This is a genomic window from Pseudophaeobacter leonis (assembly GCF_002087335.1).
GTDB classification, from domain to species: Bacteria; Pseudomonadota; Alphaproteobacteria; order Rhodobacterales; family Rhodobacteraceae; genus Pseudophaeobacter; species Pseudophaeobacter leonis.
In genome coordinates, this window is sequence record NZ_MWVJ01000025.1 from 12,414 (window position 1) to 33,946 (window position 21,533).

Annotated in this window: 19 protein-coding genes and 2 pseudogenes; 9 read left to right on the forward strand and 12 right to left on the reverse strand. The window is 60.0% G+C overall.

The features are described 5' to 3' along the window. Positions 1-34: 34 nt before the first annotated feature. The 4 genes from hflC to rpiA all read right to left on the reverse strand — a co-directional run bounded on the left by hflC (position 35) and on the right by rpiA (position 4,300). Positions 35-916: a protease modulator HflC gene (gene hflC, locus B4968_RS07350; RefSeq protein WP_083097830.1), complete on the reverse strand. Its 882-nt coding sequence runs from the start codon at positions 914-916 to the stop codon at positions 35-37. Next, positions 916-2,073 carry an FtsH protease activity modulator HflK gene (hflK, locus tag B4968_RS07355; protein ID WP_083097832.1) on the reverse strand — a complete coding sequence of 386 codons (1,158 nt, stop codon included), beginning with the start codon at positions 2,071-2,073 and terminating at the stop codon, positions 916-918. Before hflK ends, hflC begins: the two co-directional genes overlap by 1 nt. Before the next feature lie 69 nt (positions 2,074-2,142). Beyond that, entirely contained in the window at positions 2,143-3,498 is a 1,356-nt protein-coding gene (gene gor / locus B4968_RS07360) for a glutathione-disulfide reductase (protein ID WP_083097834.1), read from the reverse strand. A 13-nt stretch (positions 3,499-3,511) separates the two neighbouring features. Further along, the gene (gene rpiA, locus B4968_RS07365; protein ID WP_083097837.1) at positions 3,512-4,300 is read right to left on the reverse strand and encodes a ribose-5-phosphate isomerase RpiA; all 789 of its coding nucleotides are present in this window, start codon (positions 4,298-4,300) and stop codon (positions 3,512-3,514) included. 191 nt (positions 4,301-4,491) lie between these two features. Between rpiA and B4968_RS07370 the strand changes: the two genes are divergently transcribed. The 3 genes from B4968_RS07370 to B4968_RS07380 all read left to right on the forward strand — a co-directional run bounded on the left by B4968_RS07370 (position 4,492) and on the right by B4968_RS07380 (position 7,573). Further along, positions 4,492-5,199: a glutathione S-transferase family protein gene (locus B4968_RS07370; protein WP_083097839.1), complete on the forward strand. Its 708-nt coding sequence runs from the start codon at positions 4,492-4,494 to the stop codon at positions 5,197-5,199. After that, on the forward strand, positions 5,199-6,572 hold the full coding sequence (locus B4968_RS07375; protein WP_083097841.1) for an L-serine ammonia-lyase: 1,374 nt from the start codon (positions 5,199-5,201) through the stop codon (positions 6,570-6,572). Before B4968_RS07370 ends, B4968_RS07375 begins: the two co-directional genes overlap by 1 nt. Before the next feature lie 71 nt (positions 6,573-6,643). Further along, the gene (locus B4968_RS07380) at positions 6,644-7,573 is read left to right on the forward strand and encodes a DMT family transporter (protein ID WP_083097843.1); all 930 of its coding nucleotides are present in this window, start codon (positions 6,644-6,646) and stop codon (positions 7,571-7,573) included. 53 nt (positions 7,574-7,626) lie between these two features. Here B4968_RS07380 and B4968_RS07385 read toward each other — a convergent pair whose 3' ends face one another. Then, entirely contained in the window at positions 7,627-8,286 is a 660-nt protein-coding gene (locus tag B4968_RS07385) for a thiamine diphosphokinase (protein WP_083097845.1), read from the reverse strand. Between the two features lie 139 nt (positions 8,287-8,425). On the opposite strand from B4968_RS07385, the pseudogene B4968_RS22995 reads away from it, so the two are divergent. Continuing rightward, positions 8,426-8,678 (forward strand): annotated as a pseudogene (locus B4968_RS22995) (chemotaxis protein CheA); the annotation flags it as partial. A 286-nt stretch (positions 8,679-8,964) separates the two neighbouring features. After that, the gene (locus tag B4968_RS07395) at positions 8,965-11,004 is read left to right on the forward strand and encodes a hypothetical protein (protein ID WP_083097849.1); all 2,040 of its coding nucleotides are present in this window, start codon (positions 8,965-8,967) and stop codon (positions 11,002-11,004) included. A gap of 200 nt (positions 11,005-11,204) precedes the next feature. Here the strand turns inward: B4968_RS07395 and B4968_RS07400 are convergent, their stop codons facing one another. The 5 genes from B4968_RS07400 to nthA form a co-directional block, all read right to left on the reverse strand. Next, entirely contained in the window at positions 11,205-11,441 is a 237-nt protein-coding gene (locus B4968_RS07400; protein WP_083097852.1) for a DUF2842 domain-containing protein, read from the reverse strand. Continuing rightward, complete coding sequence (locus B4968_RS07405) at positions 11,441-12,736, reverse strand: adenylosuccinate synthase (RefSeq protein WP_083097855.1); 1,296 nt, start codon at positions 12,734-12,736, stop codon at positions 11,441-11,443. The genes B4968_RS07400 and B4968_RS07405 overlap by 1 nt, the downstream gene beginning before the upstream one ends. 127 nt (positions 12,737-12,863) lie before the next feature. Next, positions 12,864-13,199 carry a nitrile hydratase accessory protein gene (locus B4968_RS07410; protein WP_083097858.1) on the reverse strand — a complete coding sequence of 112 codons (336 nt, stop codon included), beginning with the start codon at positions 13,197-13,199 and terminating at the stop codon, positions 12,864-12,866. Then, positions 13,196-13,924, reverse strand: coding sequence for a nitrile hydratase subunit beta (gene nthB / locus B4968_RS07415; protein WP_083097861.1), 729 nt, complete (start codon positions 13,922-13,924; stop codon positions 13,196-13,198). Before nthB ends, B4968_RS07410 begins: the two co-directional genes overlap by 4 nt. Beyond that, positions 13,921-14,586, reverse strand: coding sequence for a nitrile hydratase subunit alpha (gene nthA, locus B4968_RS07420; RefSeq protein ID WP_083098000.1), 666 nt, complete (start codon positions 14,584-14,586; stop codon positions 13,921-13,923). Before nthA ends, nthB begins: the two co-directional genes overlap by 4 nt. A gap of 184 nt (positions 14,587-14,770) precedes the next feature. Here nthA and secG point away from each other — a divergent pair, with 184 nt between their 5' ends. The 4 genes and pseudogenes from secG to B4968_RS07440 all read left to right on the forward strand — a co-directional run. After that, positions 14,771-15,142 (forward strand): preprotein translocase subunit SecG, encoded by a 372-nt coding sequence (gene secG, locus B4968_RS07425; RefSeq protein WP_083097864.1) that lies wholly within the window; start codon positions 14,771-14,773, stop codon positions 15,140-15,142. A gap of 163 nt (positions 15,143-15,305) precedes the next feature. After that, positions 15,306-16,949 (forward strand): CTP synthase, encoded by a 1,644-nt coding sequence (gene pyrG, locus B4968_RS07430; RefSeq protein ID WP_083097867.1) that lies wholly within the window; start codon positions 15,306-15,308, stop codon positions 16,947-16,949. A 210-nt stretch (positions 16,950-17,159) separates the two neighbouring features. Then, entirely contained in the window at positions 17,160-18,056 is an 897-nt protein-coding gene (locus B4968_RS07435) for a fructose bisphosphate aldolase (protein ID WP_083097869.1), read from the forward strand. A 250-nt stretch (positions 18,057-18,306) separates the two neighbouring features. After that, positions 18,307-19,300, forward strand: a pseudogene (locus B4968_RS07440) (NAD(P)-dependent oxidoreductase); the annotation flags it as partial. A gap of 155 nt (positions 19,301-19,455) precedes the next feature. Here B4968_RS07440 and B4968_RS07445 read toward each other — a convergent pair. Both B4968_RS07445 and B4968_RS07450 read right to left on the reverse strand, forming a co-directional pair. Next, positions 19,456-20,241, reverse strand: a complete 786-nt coding sequence (locus B4968_RS07445; protein WP_083097871.1) for a crotonase/enoyl-CoA hydratase family protein — start codon at positions 20,239-20,241, stop codon at positions 19,456-19,458. A 161-nt stretch (positions 20,242-20,402) separates the two neighbouring features. Continuing rightward, positions 20,403-21,515 carry an SMP-30/gluconolactonase/LRE family protein gene (locus B4968_RS07450; protein WP_083097873.1) on the reverse strand — a complete coding sequence of 371 codons (1,113 nt, stop codon included), beginning with the start codon at positions 21,513-21,515 and terminating at the stop codon, positions 20,403-20,405. Between the last annotated feature and the right edge of the window lie 18 nt (positions 21,516-21,533).

The following is a 21,533-nucleotide window of genomic DNA, read 5'->3' on the forward strand; positions in this document are numbered from 1 at the left end:
CCCTTAAATTTACGCAAACAGCGCGGCAAGGCTCTTATTGAGAGCCCGCTGTGCCCCGCGAAGACTTCAGATAGTTGAAGAATTCCGAGTCCGGCGACAGCACCAGCGAAGAGTTATTCCCCTTCAGCGCGCCCTCATAGGCGTTCAGACTGCGGTAGAATTCAAAGAACTCCGGGTCACGCCCATAGGCCGCAGCAAAGATGGCGTTGCGTTCCGCATCGGCTTCACCGCGGATCACCTCGGCTTCGCGTTCCGCCTCAGAGACCAGCTCAACTTCGGTCCGGTCTGCCAGAGCCCGCACACGTTGCGCCGCCTCATCACCACGGGCGATCTCGTCCGCGGCTTCCCGTTCACGCTCTGCCCGCATCCGCGAGAAGGTTGCTTCAAGGTTGGCCTGTGGCAGGTCGGTCCGTTTCAGACGCACATCGACCACTTCGAGACCAAAGCCTTCGGCCTGGCTGATTGCCCCATTGCGAATGCGCAGCATAAGGGCGGCACGGTCCGAAGACAGGATATCGTTCGAGCTGACAGAGCCCAAAACCTCACGGGTTGCGGCCCGCATGATCTTGTCCAGACGGGTTTCAGCCCCATTGATGCCACCGGCACCAACCGCTTGGCGGAACTGTTTGACGTCGACGATTTTGTAGCGTGCAAAGGCATCTACAACCAGACGGCGGTCATCCAGAGGAGTGATCTCCAGCGGACCAACCTCAAGGCTGAGGATCCGGTCATCATAGGTCACCACCTCATCAATCAGCGGCACCTTAAAGGCAAGACCGGGGTCTTCCTTCACGTCGACCACACGACCAAAGCGCAGAACCAGCGCTTTTTCACGCTCGTCCACGATAAAGACTGAAGACAGCAGCGCCACAACAAAGAGCACTACAACGGGCAAAAGAAATGTTGTCTTTTTCATCACTCGTCTCCTGTCCGGCGCAATTCGTTGAGCGGCAGATAGGGTACAACACCCTGGCCACCTTCGCCTGTGGCCTGATCAAGAATGATCTTGTCCACATTGCCCAGAACCGCTTCCATGGTTTCCAGATAGAGCCGCTTGCGCGTCACGTCAGGCGCCTTTTGGTATTCGGTCAGAACCGCCGTAAAACGGCTGGCCTCACCCTGGGCCTCGTTGACCACCTGAGCCCGATAGCCTTCGGCCTCTTCCAGCGTTTGCGCAGATTGACCCCGCGCTGCCGCCAGTTTGCGGTTTGCATAGGCATCCGCCTGTTTTTCCAACCGGTCGCGTTCCTGACCAGCAGACTGTACGTCCCGGAAGGCGTCTTTTACAGGCTCTGGCGGATCGGCGCCGTCAAAGTTCACCCGGACGACATTCACGCCGCTATCATAGCTGTCGAGCGTCGACTGAACCAGCTCTTCCAGACGCGCGGTAATCGCACCACGATCCCGGTTCAGGATGGGGGCCAGTTCCGACTGTGCGATGATTTCACGCATGGCGGATTCAGACACCGCCTGAATGGTCGCCTGCGGATCACGCAGGTTGAACAGATACAAGGCCGGGTCGTTGATGTTCCAGACAACCTGGAAATCCACGTCGATGATATTTTCATCGCCGGTCAGCATCAGACCTGCATCGCTGCCACGCGAGCCCGCACCGATGTTTTCAGTTTGCTCAACCCGCACCGGGATCACCTCATAGGTGACCAGTGGCCAGGGGGCAAAGTTCAAGCCCGGCAAACCTGTGTCGAGATACTCGCCCAGGAACAGCTCAACAGACTGCTCTTCGGTTTTGACCGAATAAAAGCTCGCCATCCCCCAAAGAACAGCGCCCACAACAGCGGCGATGCCGATGGTGCCTTTGGTGATCAGTGGTCCACCACCGCCACCCTGGCCACCACGGCCACCGCCGCCCTGGCCATTGCCGCCACGGCCGCCCATCAGGACGCGTAGCTGCTCCTGGCCTTTTCTGACCAGCTCGTCGATTTCAGGGATCTGTGGATCCTCGGGACGCCGGCCACCGCCGCCGTTGTTCCCGCTACCATTGTTGCCACCCTGGTTTCCTCCGCCGCCAGAAGAGCCTCCGCCCCCCCAGGGGCCACCGCTATTGCCCGCCATGTTTCTCCTATCCCTTTTCTGCCGCATCCCGCGGCATGATCTTGTAAACTGTGGTCTTGTCTTTAGAATTCAAGTCGTTCGGCTTGGTTGTTTCATCGTCACCAGTTCTTCGGACATGGTGGGATGCACCGCAACCGTCCGGTCAAAGTCTTCTTTGGTTGCGCCCATTTTGACCGCAATACCCGCCAGCTGGATCATCTCACCGGCGCCCGGCGCCACAATGTGACAGCCTAGCACACGGCGCGTGGCCTTGCTCACGATCAATTTCATCAACACCTTCTGCGCCCGTCCGGCAAAACTTTGCTGCATGGGTTTGAAGGAGGCTGAATAGACCTCAACCGGCTCCTGCGCTGCGGCCTCTTCTTCGCTGAGGCCAACAGTGCCCATTTCCGGCTGGGTAAAGATCGCTGTCGGAATGAGCTCATGATCCGGGCTGGTGGGGTTGCCCTTAAAGACGGTCTCGACAAAGGCCATGCCCTCGCGGATCGCAACCGGCGTCAGGTTGGCACGGTCGGTCACATCGCCAATGGCATAGACCGAGGGCAGGCCTGTCTGGCTGTATTGATCCACCAATATCTCGCCTTTTTTGCCGCGCGCGATGCCCAGCGCCTCAAGTCCGAGATTGTCGGCATTTGGGTGGCGCCCGGTGGCATACATCACCTGATCAAACAGGCTCTCGCGGCCTTTGCTGTCGGTGACGCGGATCTTGTCGCCCTGTTTGACCATCGAGACCACATTGGTTTCCAGCTGCAGATCAACGCCGCTCTCGATCATGCCGGCAGCCACGACATTGCGGGCCTCTTCATCAAAGCCGCGCAGGATTTGCGTGCCGCGATAAAACTGCGTTGTCTTGACGCCGAGGCCGTTCATGATACCGGCAAACTCTGACGCGATATAGCCGCCGCCCACGATCAGGATCGCTTCGGGGAGTGTTTCCAGATGGAACATCTCGTTAGAGGTGATCGCCAGCTCAGACCCCGGAAACTCTGGTACCGTCGGCCAGCCACCCGTCGCGATCAGGATGTGTTTGGCCGTTTTTTGCGTACCATCTGCCAGGGCCACCGTATGGGCATCCACCAGGGTCGCACGGGAATCGTAGCTGGTCACACCATTGTTTTTCAACAGGTTCCGGTAGATACCTTCCAGCCGGTCCAGCTCGGCGTGCAGCTTGCCCTTGAAACTGTCCCAGTCAAAAGCACCGGCAGAGATATCCCAGCCATAGGCCTGCGCATCATCCACCATGGCAGAATATTCGCTGGCAAAGACCATCAGCTTTTTGGGGACACAGCCGCGAATGACGCAGGTGCCACCGTAACGGTCTTCTTCGGCCAGCGCCACTTTGGCGCCCTCTTGTGCCGCAACCCGCGCAGCCCGCACGCCACCAGAGCCACCGCCGATAACAAAAAGATCGTAGTCAAAACTCATCTAATACTGCCCTTCAATCGGAGAGGTCGGAAAACAGATTGTCGGTTTCGACAAAATCCAGCTTTTCGCGCTCTACCGTTCCTTCATTGATATCACGCACTTCGACGTTGCCATCGCCATAGCCGATGATGACGGTGTCACAGATATCGATGAACAAGCCGTTTTCAACCACGCCCGGGATTTGGTTCAACACCAAAGCAAGCTGGCGGGCGTTGCCAATCCGGTTCAGATGCAGGTCGAGGATATGGTTGCCTTCGTCCGTCACAAAGGCCACATCGCCATTCATCCGCAGGCTGGTAGAACGGCCCAAAACATCCATGGAAACAAGAGTTTCCTCGATCAATGCCTGGCTTGTCTGCCAGCCAAAGGGAATGACCTCCACCGGCAATGGAAAGGCGCCGAGGGCTTCGACCTCTTTACCGGCATCCGCAATCACAACCATTTGATCAGAGGCCGTCGCCACGATCTTTTCCTGCAGCAATGCACCACCGCCGCCTTTGATCAGATTGAGGTCCTTGTCGAACTCATCAGCGCCATCAATGGTGAGATCAAGCCACTTGGCCTCATCCAATGAGGTCACGTGAATACCAACTTCGCGCGCCAGCTCGGCTGTGCGGGTCGAGGTGGGCACGGCTGTGATCTTCAACCCCTCGTCGCGCACCATCTCGCCCAGGCAGCGCACCAGCCAGGCTGCGGTCGAGCCGGTGCCCAGACCAACGCGCATTCCGTCTTCAACCAATCCAGCCGCGCGTTTGGCTGCAACAAATTTGGCCTTGTCGATAGGGGACAGTTCTCCGGTCATTGCGGTGACTCCGTGATATGCGTTTGACTGCCTTATAAGCAAAGCCCCCGCCAAGGGCGAGCAGCAATTCTGTCGCCCCCCTGCCCCCTGCCCGCAGCAGACCGATAAACATACGTGTGAAAGGCGTGTTTCCTATTGGAAACGCCGGAAACGGGCGTTACTTGCGACATGACCCCCATTAGAACAGTGCCATGACACAGATCTATCGCCTCCACTACGCCCCTGACAATGCCTCGCTGGTGATCCGGCTGGCGCTGGAGGAGCTTGGCCTGCCCTATGAGACCCATTTGGTCGACAGAGGCACCGGAGCCCAGCGCGGGGCCGCCTATCGGGTGCTTAACCCGCAGGGGCTGATTCCCGCATTGGAAATGCCGGATGGCGCCATGTTTGAGACCGCCGCCATTCTTTTGTGGCTGGCAGATCGCCACGGGCAGATGGCGCCTGCCCCAGGTAGCCCTGCACGAGCGGATTATTTGAAATGGCTGTTTTTTGCCTCCAACACGCTGCATGCCGATCTCAGGATCCTGTTCTATCCGGAAAAATACATCGGATCCGATCGCGCAATGCGGTCGGTTTTACAAAGCAAGGTGCAGGCGCGCCTCACCATACATCTGCAACACCTCGAAGACCTGGCCGCAACACGCCCCAGCTGGTTTGGCGCCGCGTCACCCTCCGGGCTGGACTACTATCTGGCAGCGATGATGCGCTGGATGGCGCTGTATCCTGCGGATAGCGACCGGTCCTGGTATGACATCGCGTGCTATCCGCATCTTCGCAACCTTTTGATGCGTCTAGAAACCCGTCCCGCAGCTCTGGCGGCGCAGGCCGCCGAAGGGCTGGGAGCGACGCCCTTTACCCAGCCCCACCTCGCACATCCCCCCGAAGGATCAGCCACCTGATGTTCCTCTCCGTTTTTGATATGTTCAAAGTGGGCATTGGCCCCTCATCCTCGCACACAATGGGCCCGATGGTGGCCGCCGCGCGGTTCCTCGATATGATGCGCGCCTCACCCTTTGAATTTCACGGGCTGCGCGCCTCGCTGCATGGCTCCCTTGCCTTTACCGGCGTCGGACACGCCACCGACCGCGCCACCATTCTGGGGCTGGGCGGCTTTCTCCCCGACACCTATGATGACGCCAAGGCCGCAGCCTTTCTGACAGAGCTGGCCACAAGCCACCAGATGCAACCCGAAGGACTGAACAGCCTGCATTTTGATCCCAAGGCGGATTTGATCTTTGACTATGATCACAGCCTCGACGGCCACGCCAATGGCATGATCCTGATGGCCACGGATGCGCAGGGCGACGTCATTCTGCAGCAGGTGTTTTACTCCATCGGCGGAGGCTTTGTTCTGACCGAAGAAGAGCTGGCCCCCGGCAAGGACGTCGATGAGGGCGCTCCGGTTCCCTTCCCCTTTACCTCTGCGGCCATGATGCTGGAGATGGCCAATACCAGCGGCAAGTCCGTCGCGCAGATGAAGCGTGCCAACGAAGTGGCCCGCGGGGGCGCGCAAAATCTGACCAAAGGCACCGCGCGGATCTGGGAAGTGATGAACAATTGCATCGAGCGCGGTCTGGTGCGCGACGGCATTCTGCCCGGGGGCCTAAATGTGCGCCGCCGGGCCAAGGGAATCTATGACAGCCTGATGGCCGAGCGCGGCATGAACCTTGTGGCACCCCATACCATCAATGACTGGATGAGTGTCTATGCCATGGCGGTGAACGAGGAAAACGCCGCCGGTGGTCAGGTTGTCACCGCGCCCACCAATGGGGCGGCCGGCGTGCTGCCTGCTGTGCTGCGCTATTATCTCGACCATGTGCCCGGTGCCGCCGCCAGCCATATCGAAGACTTCCTGCTCACGGCGGCTGCCATCGGCGGGCTGGTCCAATTCAAAGCCTCTATCTCGGGGGCCGAGGCTGGCTGCCAGGCCGAGGTCGGCTCGGCTGCCGCTATGGCTGCAGCCGGGTTATGTGCGGTGATGGGCGGCACCCCTGAACAGGTGGAAAACGCCGCCGAGATCGCGCTTGAGCATCACCTCGGCATGACCTGTGATCCGGTCAAAGGTCTGGTGCAGGTGCCTTGTATTGAGCGCAACGGCTTGGGCGCCATCAAGGCCGTCTCTGCCGCGTCACTGGCCCTGCGCGGCGATGGCCAGCACTTTGTGCCATTGGATGCGGTGATCGAAACCATGCGTCAGACAGGCGCCGACATGAATGAGAAATACAAAGAGACCTCGCTTGGCGGGCTCGCGGTGAATGTTCCAAACTGCTGAAACCACTACAGAAGCCTCTTACAAGGCAACCATAGCTTGCACCTTTGTGCTGCTCTGCCTAGCGTGGCGCCATGACACAAAACACCGCCCAGGACCGCCCCCTGCTTGGCATCATCTTGATGCTTGGCTTTTGCCTTCTCATCCCGCTGGGGGATGCCATTGCAAAACTGCTGGCAGAACGCGTGCCCGTCGGGCAGATCGTCTTTGTGCGCTTTGCCGCACAGGCCCTGATCCTGGTGCCGGTCTCGCGGGCGCTGGGGCAGTCATTGCGCATCCCCCGGCATCTTTTGCCGCAGGTGCTGCTGCGCACCCTGCTGCAGATGGCGGGCATCACCGCCATGTTCAACGCCCTGCGCTACCTGCCGCTGGCCGATGCGGTGGCGATTGCCTTTGTCATGCCTTTCATCATGTTATTGCTGGGCAAATACGTGCTGGGTGAAGAGGTCGGCATACGCCGTCTTGCCGCCTGTGTTGTCGGCTTTGTCGGCACGCTTCTGGTGATACAGCCGAGCTTTGCTGTGGTTGGCCTGAATGCCCTGTGGCCTCTGGCGGTGGCGGTGATCTTTGCGCTGTTTATGCTGGTGACACGCCGCATTGCCAAAGACACCTCTCCGATCCCGCTACAGGCTGTCTCTGGCCTCATTGCGTCACTGCTGATGCTGCCGTTGCTGATGCTGGGTCAGGGCCTGAACCTCGACGGGCTCAGCACCACCCTGCCCGCCAGCGACAGCTGGACCTTGTTGGCCCTGGCCGGAGGGCTGGGAACCATTGCCCATCTGCTGATGACCTGGAGCCTGCGCTATGCGCCGGCCTCGACTTTGGCCTCGATGCAATATCTGGAAATCCCCATTGCCACCCTCGTGGGCTGGATGATCTTTAATGAGTTGCCTAATACGCTGGCCAGCCTGGGCATTGGCCTGACTGTGGCCGCTGGCCTCTATGCAATCCTGCGCGAGCACACCGCAGCAAAAGAAGCCGCCCTGGCCACCAGCGGTGCCTAGGAGCACAAGGCCGCCAGCGATGCGCCTAGGGCACTGGCCCGCCAGCGGCGCCTCTAGGGCAAAAGCGCCCGTATAAGCGCTGGCAGGTGCCGCCGTGGCACCATCCCCAACAGTCCCGGCCCATCAACCGAGATCGCAATGGGGCCAAGCGCGCGGTTTGAAGTGCCAATCTGACCACCTGGCGCCATCCTGAGCCCCTCCAGTGGCCATTCCAACCCGCTTGAACGCGCTGTGACAGCCTGCAGAGGAAACAGCGAAACCGTCTCATTCGCGGCACGCGGCAGCGCGATCCGGGGCGGCAGGTGAAAGATCACCTCATGGCGTCCCAGCAGCACACAGGGCGGGCCCTGATCCTGCACCAGCGAATTTAGCGCCGCCAATTGGTGATCCACCCGTCCGCCTAAAAATCCCACCGCAAGCACCAGAGGGGCACGGATCGACCGCAGCGCCTTATCAAAGTCGGTGGTGTCCTGCTCGGCCAGATGAAACAGCTGATCGGCGGGAATTTGCGCCGCGACATCCGGAGAAATCGAATCAAAATCTCCGATTACGGCCCTTGGAACGTGATTCTGTGCCAGCGCATGACCCGCACCACCGTCTGCCGCCACGAGAAAAGGCGCCAGCGAAAGCGCCCATTCCAGATCATCTTGGCCCAGATCACCGCCGCCAACCAGCGTAACTGGCCGCGTTTCGTCTACAATCAGCTTATTCATGCCGAGATTACTCGCAGATCTGGAAACCAGCCACAATCTAAACACAAAATGATACGATCAATTGCACGAAGTTGAGCAAAATTTGACGAGCTGGGCCATATTGTGAACGGCAATGACTTTGGCGAGGACGAGCGAACCGATGGTACATAGCAACAAAGTTCTGACGGTTTCCTACGGAACCTTCTCCTGCACTCTGGAGGGGTTCGAAGATTCATTCGGCACAATGAAGGCCATTGCAGAGTATTTTCGCGATCTGGCTTCGGATGATCGATACTTTGGGGCAGAGCCGCCACAGCCGGACGCCGAGATGCTGGCCCGGATTGCCCAGCGTGAGGTTGCCCGCCAGGTCGAGGCCCGCACCAGCAGCGAAGGCATTCACCTTCGCGCCTCAGCCCCAGTCGAGTCAGAGGCCGTCGCGTCAGAGGCCGTCGCGCCGACACCACAGCCTGAAGCCATCCCTGCCGCCAAAGCCCCTGAAACCACGCCCATTGCAGACAAGCCCGTTGTTGATGATACGACCCCAGCCGTCACGCCCGCAGTTGTGGGGCCAATCGTGGTTGAGGCTGCTGAGGCTGCGCCTGTTGACGTTGAAACCGGTGTTCGCGACACGACGACAGAAATCGCAGAAGAAGAACCTGTGGACCTAGCAGCGTAGATCTGTTTGAGGAAGAGGTGACAGTGGACCTCAGCAGCATTGATCTGTTTGAGGAGGATGAGACCGCCCCGCAGACCGCAGAAGATCACAGTCGCCCCGTGTCTTCCGCAAAAGACATTGCCTCCGATCCGGCCCCTCAACCGGCTGCAATTCCATCTGCCGCTCCGGCCCCCAGTCCGGCCAGTCCTGCCAGTCCGGCCGCTTCTGTCGATATGGCGACCATTGCCGCCATTTCCGCAGCAGTGGCGGGCAATGCGCCAGAGAATGCGCCCGAGGAAGACAGCCCCTCCGAAGAGGTGGAATTCTTTTCAGAGCAAGAGCTGGAGCCCGTTGCCGCAGCAGAGACATCACACAGCCCAGTACACAGCCCTGTACAGCAGCCAGTGACGCCCCGCAGCGCTGATGCCGCTCCCGCCGCAGACAGCATCGCTGCCAAGTTACAGCGGATCCGCGCCGTTGTTGCGCAGACGCCTCAAGACGACTTCTCCGAGGATGAGCATGCCGAGTCCTTTGTTGAGACCGCCCGTGCGGAACTGGCACAGACCGAGGACGACTATGACGACGCCGGTTATGAGGGCAGTGACTCTGCCAGCGATGCGGATGATGACGAAATCTCACGCGTTCTGGACCGGCTGGACCTGACCGGCGACCGCAGGCCTGCAGACCCCGCTTCAGACACGGGTGCGGAATTCGCCGCAGCCCTCGAAAGCACGTCTGAGTCCGAGGTCACGCTCTTCGACGACGCCTTTGATGAGGATGATGGTGAGGATGATGGTGAGGACGAGGGCGTGTCTGAAGCCCAGGATCAGCAGCCAGCTCCCATTGATGCAGCCGCCACTGATGCAGCGGCCATTGATCCAGCGCCCAATGATCCTGCGCCCAGTGATAGGGAGTTGGCAGACGAGACATCCCAGGAGCCGCCCCAGACCAAACGTGATATGCGTCTGGCCCGCAGGAAGCGGCGGGAAACCGCAGCTGCCAGTAGCGTTCCTGCCAGTACCGAGCCTGATGAGACACCAGCCGAGGCGCAGGCCGAGACCACGTCCCAGCGCGCAGCCCAGCCACCACAAACCGCCAAACCGAATACCGCTGCCACCCCACTGCGGGCGCGCATCGTCAAAGTGAAGCGCGCAGATCTGCAAAAAGCCATGGCTGCGGGCGACCTGGAAGAAATTGATGAGGATGAAGACCAGCAGGATAGCGCCCCTGTGGTTGAAAGCTCTTTGGACGCGGCTGACGAGGCAGAGCTGTTGCGGGAACTTGCCGAGGTCGAAGCTGATCTTCTGGCCAGCAATCAGCAGGCCGCCTCTAGCGCAGCCGACAGATCCGGCACCAACACTGCCGCCAGCCCTGAACCGGCCCGCGCTGCCGCATCAGAGCCGCGCAGCGCTCCGCAGTCTCCGGACAATGATGTATCGCGCCTGATGGCCGCAGCCGAGACCAAGCTGGAAGATCCCGACAATGCGACCTCGCGCGAGACCTACAGCCAGTTGCGGGCTGCTGTTGCAGCGGCCCAGGCGGATCGCACGGCCGGCAGCCGCAGTTTGGACGCTGCTGATGCCGAAGCCTACCGCGAGGATCTTGCCAGTGTGGTACGGCCCCGCCGCCCCGAATCCGGCAGCAACCGGGCGCCGCGCGCCCGTAGCTCAGACAGTCGCCCGGCGCCTCTCAAACTGGTCGCAGAACAGCGCATTGATCCGGCCCCGAAAGAACCCGCACAGCCGGTACAGCCCCGTCGCATCTCGGTCCTGCAGGAAGACACTCCTGCCGAGGGCCAGGGATCCTTTGCAGACTACGCCCGCGACCGGGGCGCGGCTGAATTACAGGACCTGCTTGAGGCCGCTGCCGCCTATCTCAGCTTTGTTGAGGGACGCGATCACTTCTCCCGGCCCCAGTTGATGAGCAAAGTGCGCAGCATCGGACATGCTGACTTTAACCGTGAAAACGGGCTGCGCTCCTTTGGCCAGTTGCTGCGGGAAGGCAAGATCGAACGCGCCAACAACGGCCATTTTTCCGCGACCGATGATACCGGTTTTCGCCCCTCGAAACGCGCGGCGGGGTAATCCCGCTCATCGCGCGATTGCGTGCAACGTGACTGCAAACCCCACAAAGAGTGTGACACCACCCCCCAAAGGCGGCAGCGCTTTTGGGGGGTGCTTTGCCCGCAGGACGCTCCCAGCGCGCAGCTCAGCGCTGAACATAAAAAGGCCCGATCGGAAAAATCTCCCACCGGGCCAAATTCTTGCTTGGACGCGCTGTCGCGCTACTGGTCTGCGGCGTCCGGGTCTTCTTTGCCCACGCCGCGAAAGACGAATTTGAACGGCAGGACCCAAAGCACCCCAAGCACCGCATAGATCACCAGTTCGACCAGGATAGGCGGACGCTCAAACATGGCCACCACATTGACCGCAACAATGATATAAAGCGGCATGCCGATCAACAGGACCACCAGGGCCCAGCGGCGGCGCGCCTTGTAGCTGAGGCCAGGTTTATCCGCCATCAGTCAGCAAAGGGGTCGGTCACCAGAATGGTGTCCTCCCGCTCCGGGCTGGTGGAGAGAAGCGCCACCGGGCACTCAATCAGCTCTTCCACGCGTTTGACATATTTGATGGCATTGGCTGGCAGGTCGTTCCAGCTGCGCGCGCCTTCGGTGGACTCACTCCAGCCGGGCATCTCTTCGTAAATCGGCGTACAGCGCGCCTGCTGGTCTGCCGCGGTGGGCAGATAGTCGAGACGGGTGCCGTCCAGATCATAGCCGGTGCAGATCTTCAGGGTTTCAAAGCCATCCAGCACGTCCAGCTTGGTCAGGGAAATACCGGTGATGCCAGAGGTGGCGCAGGTCTGGCGCACCAGACAGGCATCAAACCAGCCACAGCGGCGTTTGCGACCCGTGGTGGTGCCAAACTCGTGGCCCCGCTCGCCAAGACGCTGGCCATCAGCATCCTCCAGCTCGGTTGGAAAAGGGCCTTCGCCAACGCGGGTTGTATAGGCTTTGACGATGCCCAGCACATAGTCAATAGAGCCGGGACCAATGCCAACACCGGTGGCGGCCTGACCTGCGATCACATTTGACGAGGTGACAAAGGGGTAGGTGCCAAAATCAATGTCCAGCAGTGCGCCCTGAGCGCCCTCAAACAGGATCCGCTTGCCTGCTTTGCGCTTTTCATTCAGCACCTTCCAGACAGGAGCTGCGTATTTCAGGATCGCAGGGGCAACCTCGCGCAGCTGTGCTATCAGCGCGTCGCGGTCAACCGGCTCAAAGCCAAGACCCTTGCGCAGCGGGTCATGGTGCTGCAGCGCGCGATCAACGCGGGCCTCCAGTGTGGCCTCATCGGCCAGATCCGCAACCCGGATGGCGCGGCGGCCTACCTTGTCTTCATAGGCGGGGCCGATACCGCGACCGGTGGTGCCGATCTTGGTCCCCTTTGAGGCGGCCTCTTCACGGGCGCGGTCAAGTTCGCCCTGGATGGGCAGAATCAGCGGGATGTTTTCCGCAATCATCAGCGTCTCGGGCGAGATATCAACGCCCTGCGCCTGCACGGTTTCGATCTCTTTCAGCAGATGCCAGGGATCCAGCACCACACCATTGCCGATGACGCTCAGCTTGCCACCGCGCACCACGCCAGAGGGCAGCGCGTGCAGCTTGTAAACTTTGCTGTCGATCACCAGCGTATGGCCGGCATTATGACCGCCCTGAAAACGCGCAATCACATCGGCGCGTTCGCTGAGCCAGTCAACGATCTTGCCTTTTCCTTCATCGCCCCACTGGGCGCCGACTACCACGACATTGGCCATTTCAGGTCCTTTGTATGCTGGTTCAAACCAAGCTCGTATAGCGCTGCCAGCCAGCCAGTGAAACCGCAAATACGCCGCAGGGCAGCACAAGACCCGGTTTCAGGCAAATTCCCCAGCCACAAAGCGTTTAACGCGCTGATAAACGCACCGGATCACCATGCGGCGTGCCGAGATAGGCCTCTTCCCAGTCGCGCCGCACCCGTTCAACCTCCTGTGCGCTGGCATTGCCGGCCTCGGCAGGAATCGCCTCAAGCGTTTCCAGCCAGGCGTTGAAGTAGTCCGCGCCCCCGTCCAGCTGCCGGTCCAGACCGTGGCGGCGCAGTGTCTCGGAGAACCGCTCTACCCACTGCGCCCAACTGAAACGCCCCGCCTCATTCAAATGAACCGTGAGGGCAAAGACCTGGGCATGCCAGGGTTCGAGAAAGACCGAGTCGGGCGCGCTATGTGTCAGGCAATCGCTCATGCCGACGCCTCGACGTTTGGATCTGGTTCCGGGTTTGGATCTGGCTGCAGATAGCTCTGCCAGAGATCCAGAACCACCTCATCGCCGGGATGCTCCGGATGGGTCCACAACTGGGACGCCTTGAAAGCAACGGCATAAAGCGGCTCTGGCGCCTCACCAAGGCCATGCGCGCGGCTGTCCGGCAGCACATGGGCGCCATGATGCAGCATGATCCTGCCGCGTGCGCCAACGGCGTAGTCGGGCAGCCGGGTATGGCCACCATCGACCAGCGCACTCCCGCCCGGGTGGCGGGTTCGCACGGCGTCACCCACAACAAAATGCGGGGCAATGTCACTGTCGCGACTGGCGGGACCACCCTTGCCAAGGGGGGCGGCAACGGCATCGGCGCGCAACGCCCTGGAGGCCAGCACATGCAGATCATCGCCGCCCTGCCCCAACCTGTTCCCCAACAGGTCTTCGCGCGTCAGCACCCCGGTGTCGACCAGCCGATCTTCCAGCGCCGAGGTCCATTTCTCATAATAGGAAAAGCGACTGTAGTCCTTTGGCGACAGCCGCTCGCGGGCATGGCGCCACACATCTATGTTCCATTGCCCCAGCGCACCGCAGGCCAGTGTCAGAGCGAGCGCACGGGCATGCCAGTCTGTTTCAAACACCGGCGCGGCTGCGGCATCAGGCACCACTGGGCCATCACCGAATCGTCCTCCCATATCATGCAGGCGGCTCATGTCTGGGCCCCGTTTGTGGTGGGCGGCGCTGTGGTGGGCGGCAGGGCGGCAGCTGGCAGGGCGGCAAGCGCCGTGCCGATCATGGAATCGCGTGAGACAAGAGCCAACAGGTCCTCTTCTTCCATGGCATCCGTGCCAGCCGGGCGCATGGGCAGCACCAGATACCGCACCTCGGCTGTTGAATCCCAGACCCGCACAGAGGTCTCGGCAGGCAGGGTCACGCCAAACTCGGCCAGAACGGCACGCGGCGCGCGCACAGCCCGGGCGCGGTAGGCATCGGATTTATACCAGCCCGGCGGAATGCCCAGCAGTGGCCACGGATAACAGCTGCACAGGGTGCAGACGACCATATTGTGCTGCTCGGGGGTGTTCTCAACCACCACCATATGCTCGCCCTGACGGCCATAGTAGCCCAGCTCGGCCAGCACGGTATCCGCATCGGCAAGCAGGGCCGCTTTAAACACCGGATCACTCCAGGCCCTGGCAACAACGCGCGCACCGTTCTGTGGGCCGATCTTGTTTTGATAGGTATCAATGATCTCGTCCAGCGCCGCCGGGTCAATCAGCCCCTTACGCACAAGAATCGTTTCAAGGGCTTTTACGCGCAAAGCGGGCTCTGATGGCAAAAGGGCGTGCGGGTGGTCTGAATGATCATGAGGCATGGGGGCAGCCTGCCCCAGCCCCGCCACCTACGTCCAGTTACTTTTGTTACGGATCCGGGTGGTTTACCCTCCACGCGCCGCCTCTGTGCAAACTCTGGGCAAACAAAGCAAACTGAGCCCTTGCCCCGGTCGCCATTCTTGCCTATCTACCGCCCGATAGTTTTGCCAACAGCCGCAGGAACCTATGGAAAACGTTGTTCTCATCATCCATCTTCTTTTGGCTCTTGGCCTGATCGCTATCGTGCTGTTGCAGCGCTCCGAAGGCGGTGGCCTCGGAATGGGCAGTGGCGGCGGTGGCGGTGCGATGTCTGGTCGCTCGGCGGCAACCGCGCTTGGCAAAGTGACCTGGGTCCTGGCCGCAGCCTTTATTGTCACATCCATCACCCTGACCGTATTGGCCGCGCAGCGTTCTGCTGGCTCTTCTGTCGCAGACGGCATCCAGGCCCCTGTTGACGGGGCCGAGGGCGCAGCTGACGCGCCATTGGCGCCTTTGGGCAGTGATCTGTTGCCGCCCGCCGAAGGCGACAATGCGCCGCTGGTTCCCAGCGCCGACTAAAGACCTACAAGACCTAGAATTCAGACCGGGGACCGTAACAGCATCTTGCGGTTCCCTTGCGCATGTCGCGCGAATCCTATATGGGTATAGCCCCGTGGTGCAGCGGTTTTTGACAACCGTCGGGCAGCTATATTCTGACTTCTCACGGGGGCAGCCGACACTCATGGCGCGTTTCATCTTCATTACCGGTGGTGTTGTTTCATCTCTGGGCAAGGGTCTGGTAGCCGCCGCCCTTGGTGCTCTTTTACAGGCGCGCGGCTATTCCGTCCGTCTGCGTAAACTGGACCCCTATCTCAACGTCGACCCCGGCACCATGAGCCCGTTTGAACACGGCGAAGTCTTTGGCACCGATGACGGTGCCGAGACCGATCTGGACCTGGGCCACTATGAGCGGTTTACCGGCGTTCCCGCCCGCAAGACCGACTCGATCTCATCCGGCCGGGTCTACACCAACGTGCTGGAGAAAGAGCGCCGCGGCGACTATCTCGGCAAGACCATCCAGGTGATCCCGCATGTCACCAACGAGATCAAAGACTTCATCTCGATTGGCGAGGACGAGGTTGATTTCATGCTCTGCGAGATCGGCGGCACTGTTGGGGACATCGAAGGCCTGCCCTTCTTTGAAGCTATCCGTCAGTTTTCGCAGGATAAACCCCGTGGCCAGTGCCTGTTCATGCATTTGACGCTGCTGCCCTATATCAAGGCAAGCGGCGAGCTGAAGACCAAGCCAACGCAGCACTCGGTCAAAGAGCTGCGCTCTATTGGTCTGGCGCCGGATCTGCTGGTTTGCCGCTCTGAGGGTCCGATCCCAAAGAAAGAGCGCGAAAAGCTGGCGCTGTTTTGCAACGTGCGCCCCGATGCGGTCATCGCAGCACAGGATCTGAAATCCATCTATGAGGCGCCGCTGGCCTATCACCGCGAAGGCATGGATCAGGCGGTTGCGGATCCCTTTGGCATCTCCCCTGCCCCAAAACCAAACCTTGCGCGCTGGGAAGACGTCGCGGACCGGATTTACAATCCCGAAGGCGAAGTGCGGGTGGCCATTGTTGGCAAATACACCCAGCTGGAAGACGCCTATAAATCCATCGCCGAGGCGCTGACCCATGGCGGCATGGCCAATCGCGTCAAGGTAAAGATTGAATGGGTCGATGCCGAGTTGTTTGACCGCGAAGACGCCACGCCGCATCTGCAGGGCTTCCATGCGATTCTGGTGCCCGGCGGCTTTGGCGAGCGCGGCACCGAAGGCAAGATCAAGGCGGCACAGTATGCCCGTGAACATCAGGTACCCTATCTGGGGATCTGCCTCGGGATGCAGATGGCCGTGATCGAGGCCGCCCGCAACGTGGCCGGTATTGCCGAGGCCGGCTCGGAAGAGTTCGACCATGAGGCCGGCAAGAAACGGTTCGAGCCCGTTGTCTACCACCTGAAAGAATGGGCGCAGGGTAATCACAAGGTTCAGCGCAAGAGCGACGACGACAAGGGCGGCACCATGCGTCTGGGCGCCTATGACGCCACATTGGCCGAGGGCTCCAAGGTGGCTGCGATCTATGGCAGCACACATATCGAAGAACGCCATCGTCATCGCTATGAGGTCGACACCAAATACAAAGAGAAGCTGGAGGCCTGTGGTCTGAACTTCTCTGGCATGTCCCCCGATGGCAGCCTGCCGGAAATCGTGGAATGGAGCGATCATCCCTGGTTCATCGGTGTACAGTTCCACCCGGAACTGAAATCCAAACCTTTTGCGCCGCATCCCCTGTTCAAGGATTTCGTGCGCGCCGCCAAAGAGACCTCACGTCTGGTCTGATCCAGCCTGCTGCCGGGTTACGCATCTGAAACGGGCTCCTTCGGGGGCTCGTTTTTTTGTGGCGCTATCGCCAAATTGATACAGCTTGTGGCCGATCGGCGCAAAACCGTCTCCGTTAGCGCAAGCGCCCTCACCGGCAACTTGTTTCTTGCGACAGGCGCGCTATAGACAGGGCCAGATATTAAACGATTTTCGCGGAGAGACCGGATCATGGCGCAAGAGATCAACCAGGAACAGTTTGACCGTATCGCAAATGGCGCAGGCTTTATTGCGGCACTGGATCAATCCGGCGGCTCGACCCCAAAGGCGCTTGGCCTCTATGGCGTTACCGAAGATGCCTATGCAAACGACGACGAAATGTATGGCGAGATCCAGAAGATGCGCGCCCGTATCATCTGCGCGCCGGACTTCAGCTCTGGCAAGATCCTTGGCGCCATCCTGTTTGAAAAAACCATGGACAATGCCATCGACGGCACCCCAGTGCCAACGTACCTGTGGGAAAAATGCGGCGTTGTGCCATTCCTGAAGGTCGACAAGGGTCTGGCAGACGAGGCAGACGGTGTGCAGCTGATGAAACCGATGCCCGATCTGGACGCCCTGTTGGCACGCGCCGCTGAAAAAGGCATCTTTGGCACCAAGATGCGCTCGGTCGTAAAAGAAGCCAACCCGCAGGGCATCAAAAACGTCGTGGCGCAGCAGTTTGAGGTCGGTAAACAAATTGCCGCCGCTGGTCTGGTGCCAATCATTGAACCCGAAGTAGACATCCACTCTCCCACCAAAGGCGAGGCCGAGATCTTTCTGAAGGCAGAGCTGCAGGACCAGCTTGATGCTCTGCCCGAGGGCACCAAGGTTTCGCTGAAACTGACCATCCCCAATGTGGCTGGTCTGTATGACTCGCTGGCCGACCACCCCGCCGTGGTCCGTGTTGTGGCCCTGTCCGGTGGCTACAGCACCGATGACGCCTGCGCCAGGCTCTCGCAGAACAGCAAGATGATTGCCTCCTTCAGCCGGGCGCTGACCGAAGGTCTGAATGTTGCCATGTCCGATGCTGACTACAACGCCGCTCTGGGGTCAAACATCAACAAGATCTACCAGGCGTCCCTGTAACTTCAGGCCTCATTGAGGCTTCATTCAGGCCACAGCGCTTCAGACCCAGCGCTGTACCTCATATTCAGGCCGCTCCTTTGGGGCGGCCTTTTTGCCTGCCGTCTTTTTCCCTGTCGCCTTTTCCCTGTGGTTTGCGCCAGAACAGGCATCCGCCCAGCGCCCTCTGATGTGAAAATTTCGTTTTACTTTTCACGCCTCCCGTCGTCTCCTCGCATTCAGGAGATCCCGGACCAGCAAGCACGGTTTTGCTGTTTGGATGGCGACACAAATTGCGGAGAACGAGATGAAAGTAGGCTTTATTGGTTTGGGCAATGTGGGCGCTAAATTGTCCGGCTCATTGCTGCGCAATGGTATTGATCTCACCGTGCATGATCTCAACCCCGATCTGGTGGCGCAGTTTGTTGCCAAAGGCACCAAACCGGCTGAAAATCCGGCGCAACTGATGCGCGATTGCGATGCGGTGATCACCTGCCTGCCCTCGCCTGCGGCCTCTGACGCGGTGATGCAACAGATGCTGCCCGAGGTCGTGGAGGGCAAAATCTGGATGGAGATGTCCACCACCGACGAGGCCGAGGTCAAACGCCTGGGCGCTCTGGTCATCGCTGCAGGTGGCGCTGCGGTGGACTGTCCGGTCTCGGGTGGCTGCCACCGGGCAGATACCGGCAATATCGCCATCTTCGCCGGCTGTGATCGCGCCACGTTTGAGCGCATCCTGCCCTTTCTCACCACCATGGGGCGGCGTATTTTGCACACTGGAGAGCTGGGCTCTGCCTCGGTTCTGAAGGTGTTGACCAACTACCTTGCCACCGTGCATCTGGTGGCCAATGCCGAGGCTCTGGTGACAGCAAAGGCGGCCGGCATGGACCTCAACACCGCCTATGAGGCCGTCAAGATCAGCTCTGGAAACTCGTTTTCACATATCACCGAAAGTCAGGTCATCCTGAACGGCAGTCGCGATATTTCCTTCACGATGGATCTGGTCAAAAAGGACGTGGGTCTGTTTCAGCAGATCGCCGAGCGCAACGAGGTGCCGCTTGAGGTCAGCCCACTGATCGTCAAAATCTTTGACGATGGCATTGCCAGATATGGCGCGCGCGAGCTGTCACCAAAATATTATCCGCCGTCTGGAAGATGCCACGGGGCTTTCAATCCTCGCACCCGGCTTTCCGCCTGAGATGACGGATGATGAGCCCGAAGAGCCCGGCTATGAGGTGATCCCTCAGGGCAGAGCATTGCCGCTGTGACAGCATCGGCTTGCGCAAATAAGTATGGCGGCGCCAAGGACGTGACGCCGCCATCTTCTTCTGCAACCCACTGAAGGGGAAAAGAAGTTCCTGCAGTCTGGGAGGGAGGACTGCTCTCAGTCATATAGGTCTGCCAATTTCCGTTTAAAGGTCTGTTAGCGAAAAACCGGAGCACGCTTTTGCATTTGTGCCGCAATCACTTCCATCTGTTCGGGCTTGCCAATCAGGGCCACCTGTTCGGAACTCTCGCGTAGCAGCACCTCGGATTGCGCGGCACCGGATTCGGCAAAATCAATCATCCGCTTGGCAGCCCGTATGGCGTTTGGCCCCTTGTTGGCAATCTCAGCCGCAAGCGCGCGGGCATCCGCCAGCGAATCCTCTGACACAGAGGTGACCATCCCCCAGGCCAGCGCCTGCTCGGCGCCGATGGGACTGGCGGTGTATGTCAGTTGCCGCAACACATCGGTGCGCACCAGTTTGGGCAGTAGCGCCATGCCGCCCATATCCGGGATGAGGCCCCATTTCATCTCCATCACAGCCAGTTTGGTATCCGGCGCTGCAATACGGATATCCGCGCCCAGCGCCAGTTGCAGCCCGCCGCCATAGGTCGCGCCCTGCAGAGCGGCGATCACCGGGATCTCCAGGCGGCGCCAGATCATCGCGACCTCCTGCATCTCATTGGCGTCATGGTGGCTGCGTTGCATCAGCCAGGCCTCAGGGTCGGTCTTGCCCATCTGCATAAAGCTCGCAAGATCGAGCCCCGCACAAAAGCTTTTGCCTTCACCGGCCAGCACCACCACCCGCGCATCCGATGCGGCAACCTCGGCGCCTGCGGCCAGGATCGCCTTGACCATGGCATCATCCAGCGCATTCATCTTGTCGCCCCGCGTCAGGGTGACATGGGCGATATGGTCTTTGATCTCTACGGATACCCGCGCCATTGTGGCACCTCCTCATATGTTTGGTTGCGTCAAAGACTGCCCTGATTGCGACGCATGATCCAGCATAACGCCGGGGCAAACCAGTCGCGCTTGCTAGGCCACAAGAGGCAGGCTCTATTCCCTCAGAGCCTGCAATCAGATCTATGCGCCGCGCTGCGCAATCATCTCTCAGGTGGTTGTGGCTGGATTGCTGGCAGGTCGCTGACATCCCCACGCCCGAAACCCGGGCCATCCAGCGCCATGACATAGAACTGGTCTCCAACCACCAACGCACTGGTGGTGACGCCAAACCGTCCCGACGGATCCTGCAGATTGCGCAGAATAGTGCCGCTCTCATCAAACTGGATCACCATGCCCCGGTGAATTGGCGCCGGGCGCACCAGGGACCCCAGCCGCCAAATCACTTTGCGAAAAAACGGATAGGGCATCAGCACCTCAGCGGGAACGCGCGGGCTGGCAAAGGCCAGCCAGAAGGTGCCGTCGCCCTGCGCCTCAAGATTATCCGGATAGCCCGGAAGGTTGCCCAGAAACAGCTCAATCTCGCCCGCCTTTTCGCCTGTAAGCCAGAGTTTATGCACCTGGGCGCGCCCTGTTTCATTGATCAGCAGAAAATCCTCGTCCTGCGACAGCGCCACCCCATTGGTATAGACAAACCCAGTTGCGAGTTTTTCCACCGTGCCATCCGGCAGCCGGCGGGCCACATAGCCGCTGTTTGATTGCTCCCAGATGGTCAGCACCGACGTCGGCTTGGTGCCACCCATGGTTTCGGGATCAAACCGATCAGAGGAGTTTGAAAAATAAATGGTGCCGTCGCGCGCAATATCCAGCTGATTTGCATAGACAAGCGGCGTGCCATCGACCTCGCTGACCAGCGTCTCCAGCTCGCCCGGACCTGTACTCGGCCCTGTCCAGCGCAGAATGCCGCGGTAACTGTCGGCAATATAAAGTGCGCCATCCGGCCCGGCCTTCAGCCCCAAAGGACGGCCACCCAGATCCTCGATCTTTTTGGGCGCTGCACCCTCAATCCGATAGAGCCCCCCCGCAAGGTCAGTGGTGTAGATCGTGCCATCAGGCATAACCGCGAGATCCTCCGGGCCAATGGCTCCTTCGGGCAACAAAACATGATCCAGCGCCGCCATGGCGTCATTCGCCTCGAAATCGCCGGTAAAACCAGGGCCCTTCAGCGGCTCATAGACCTCCGGGTCAACCGGCACCGGCCAGAACGCAAGGTAGCCTAGGCCAAGAGCCAGACCCGCCAGCAGAATTTTTTTCATCGTACCCTCCCAGAATTT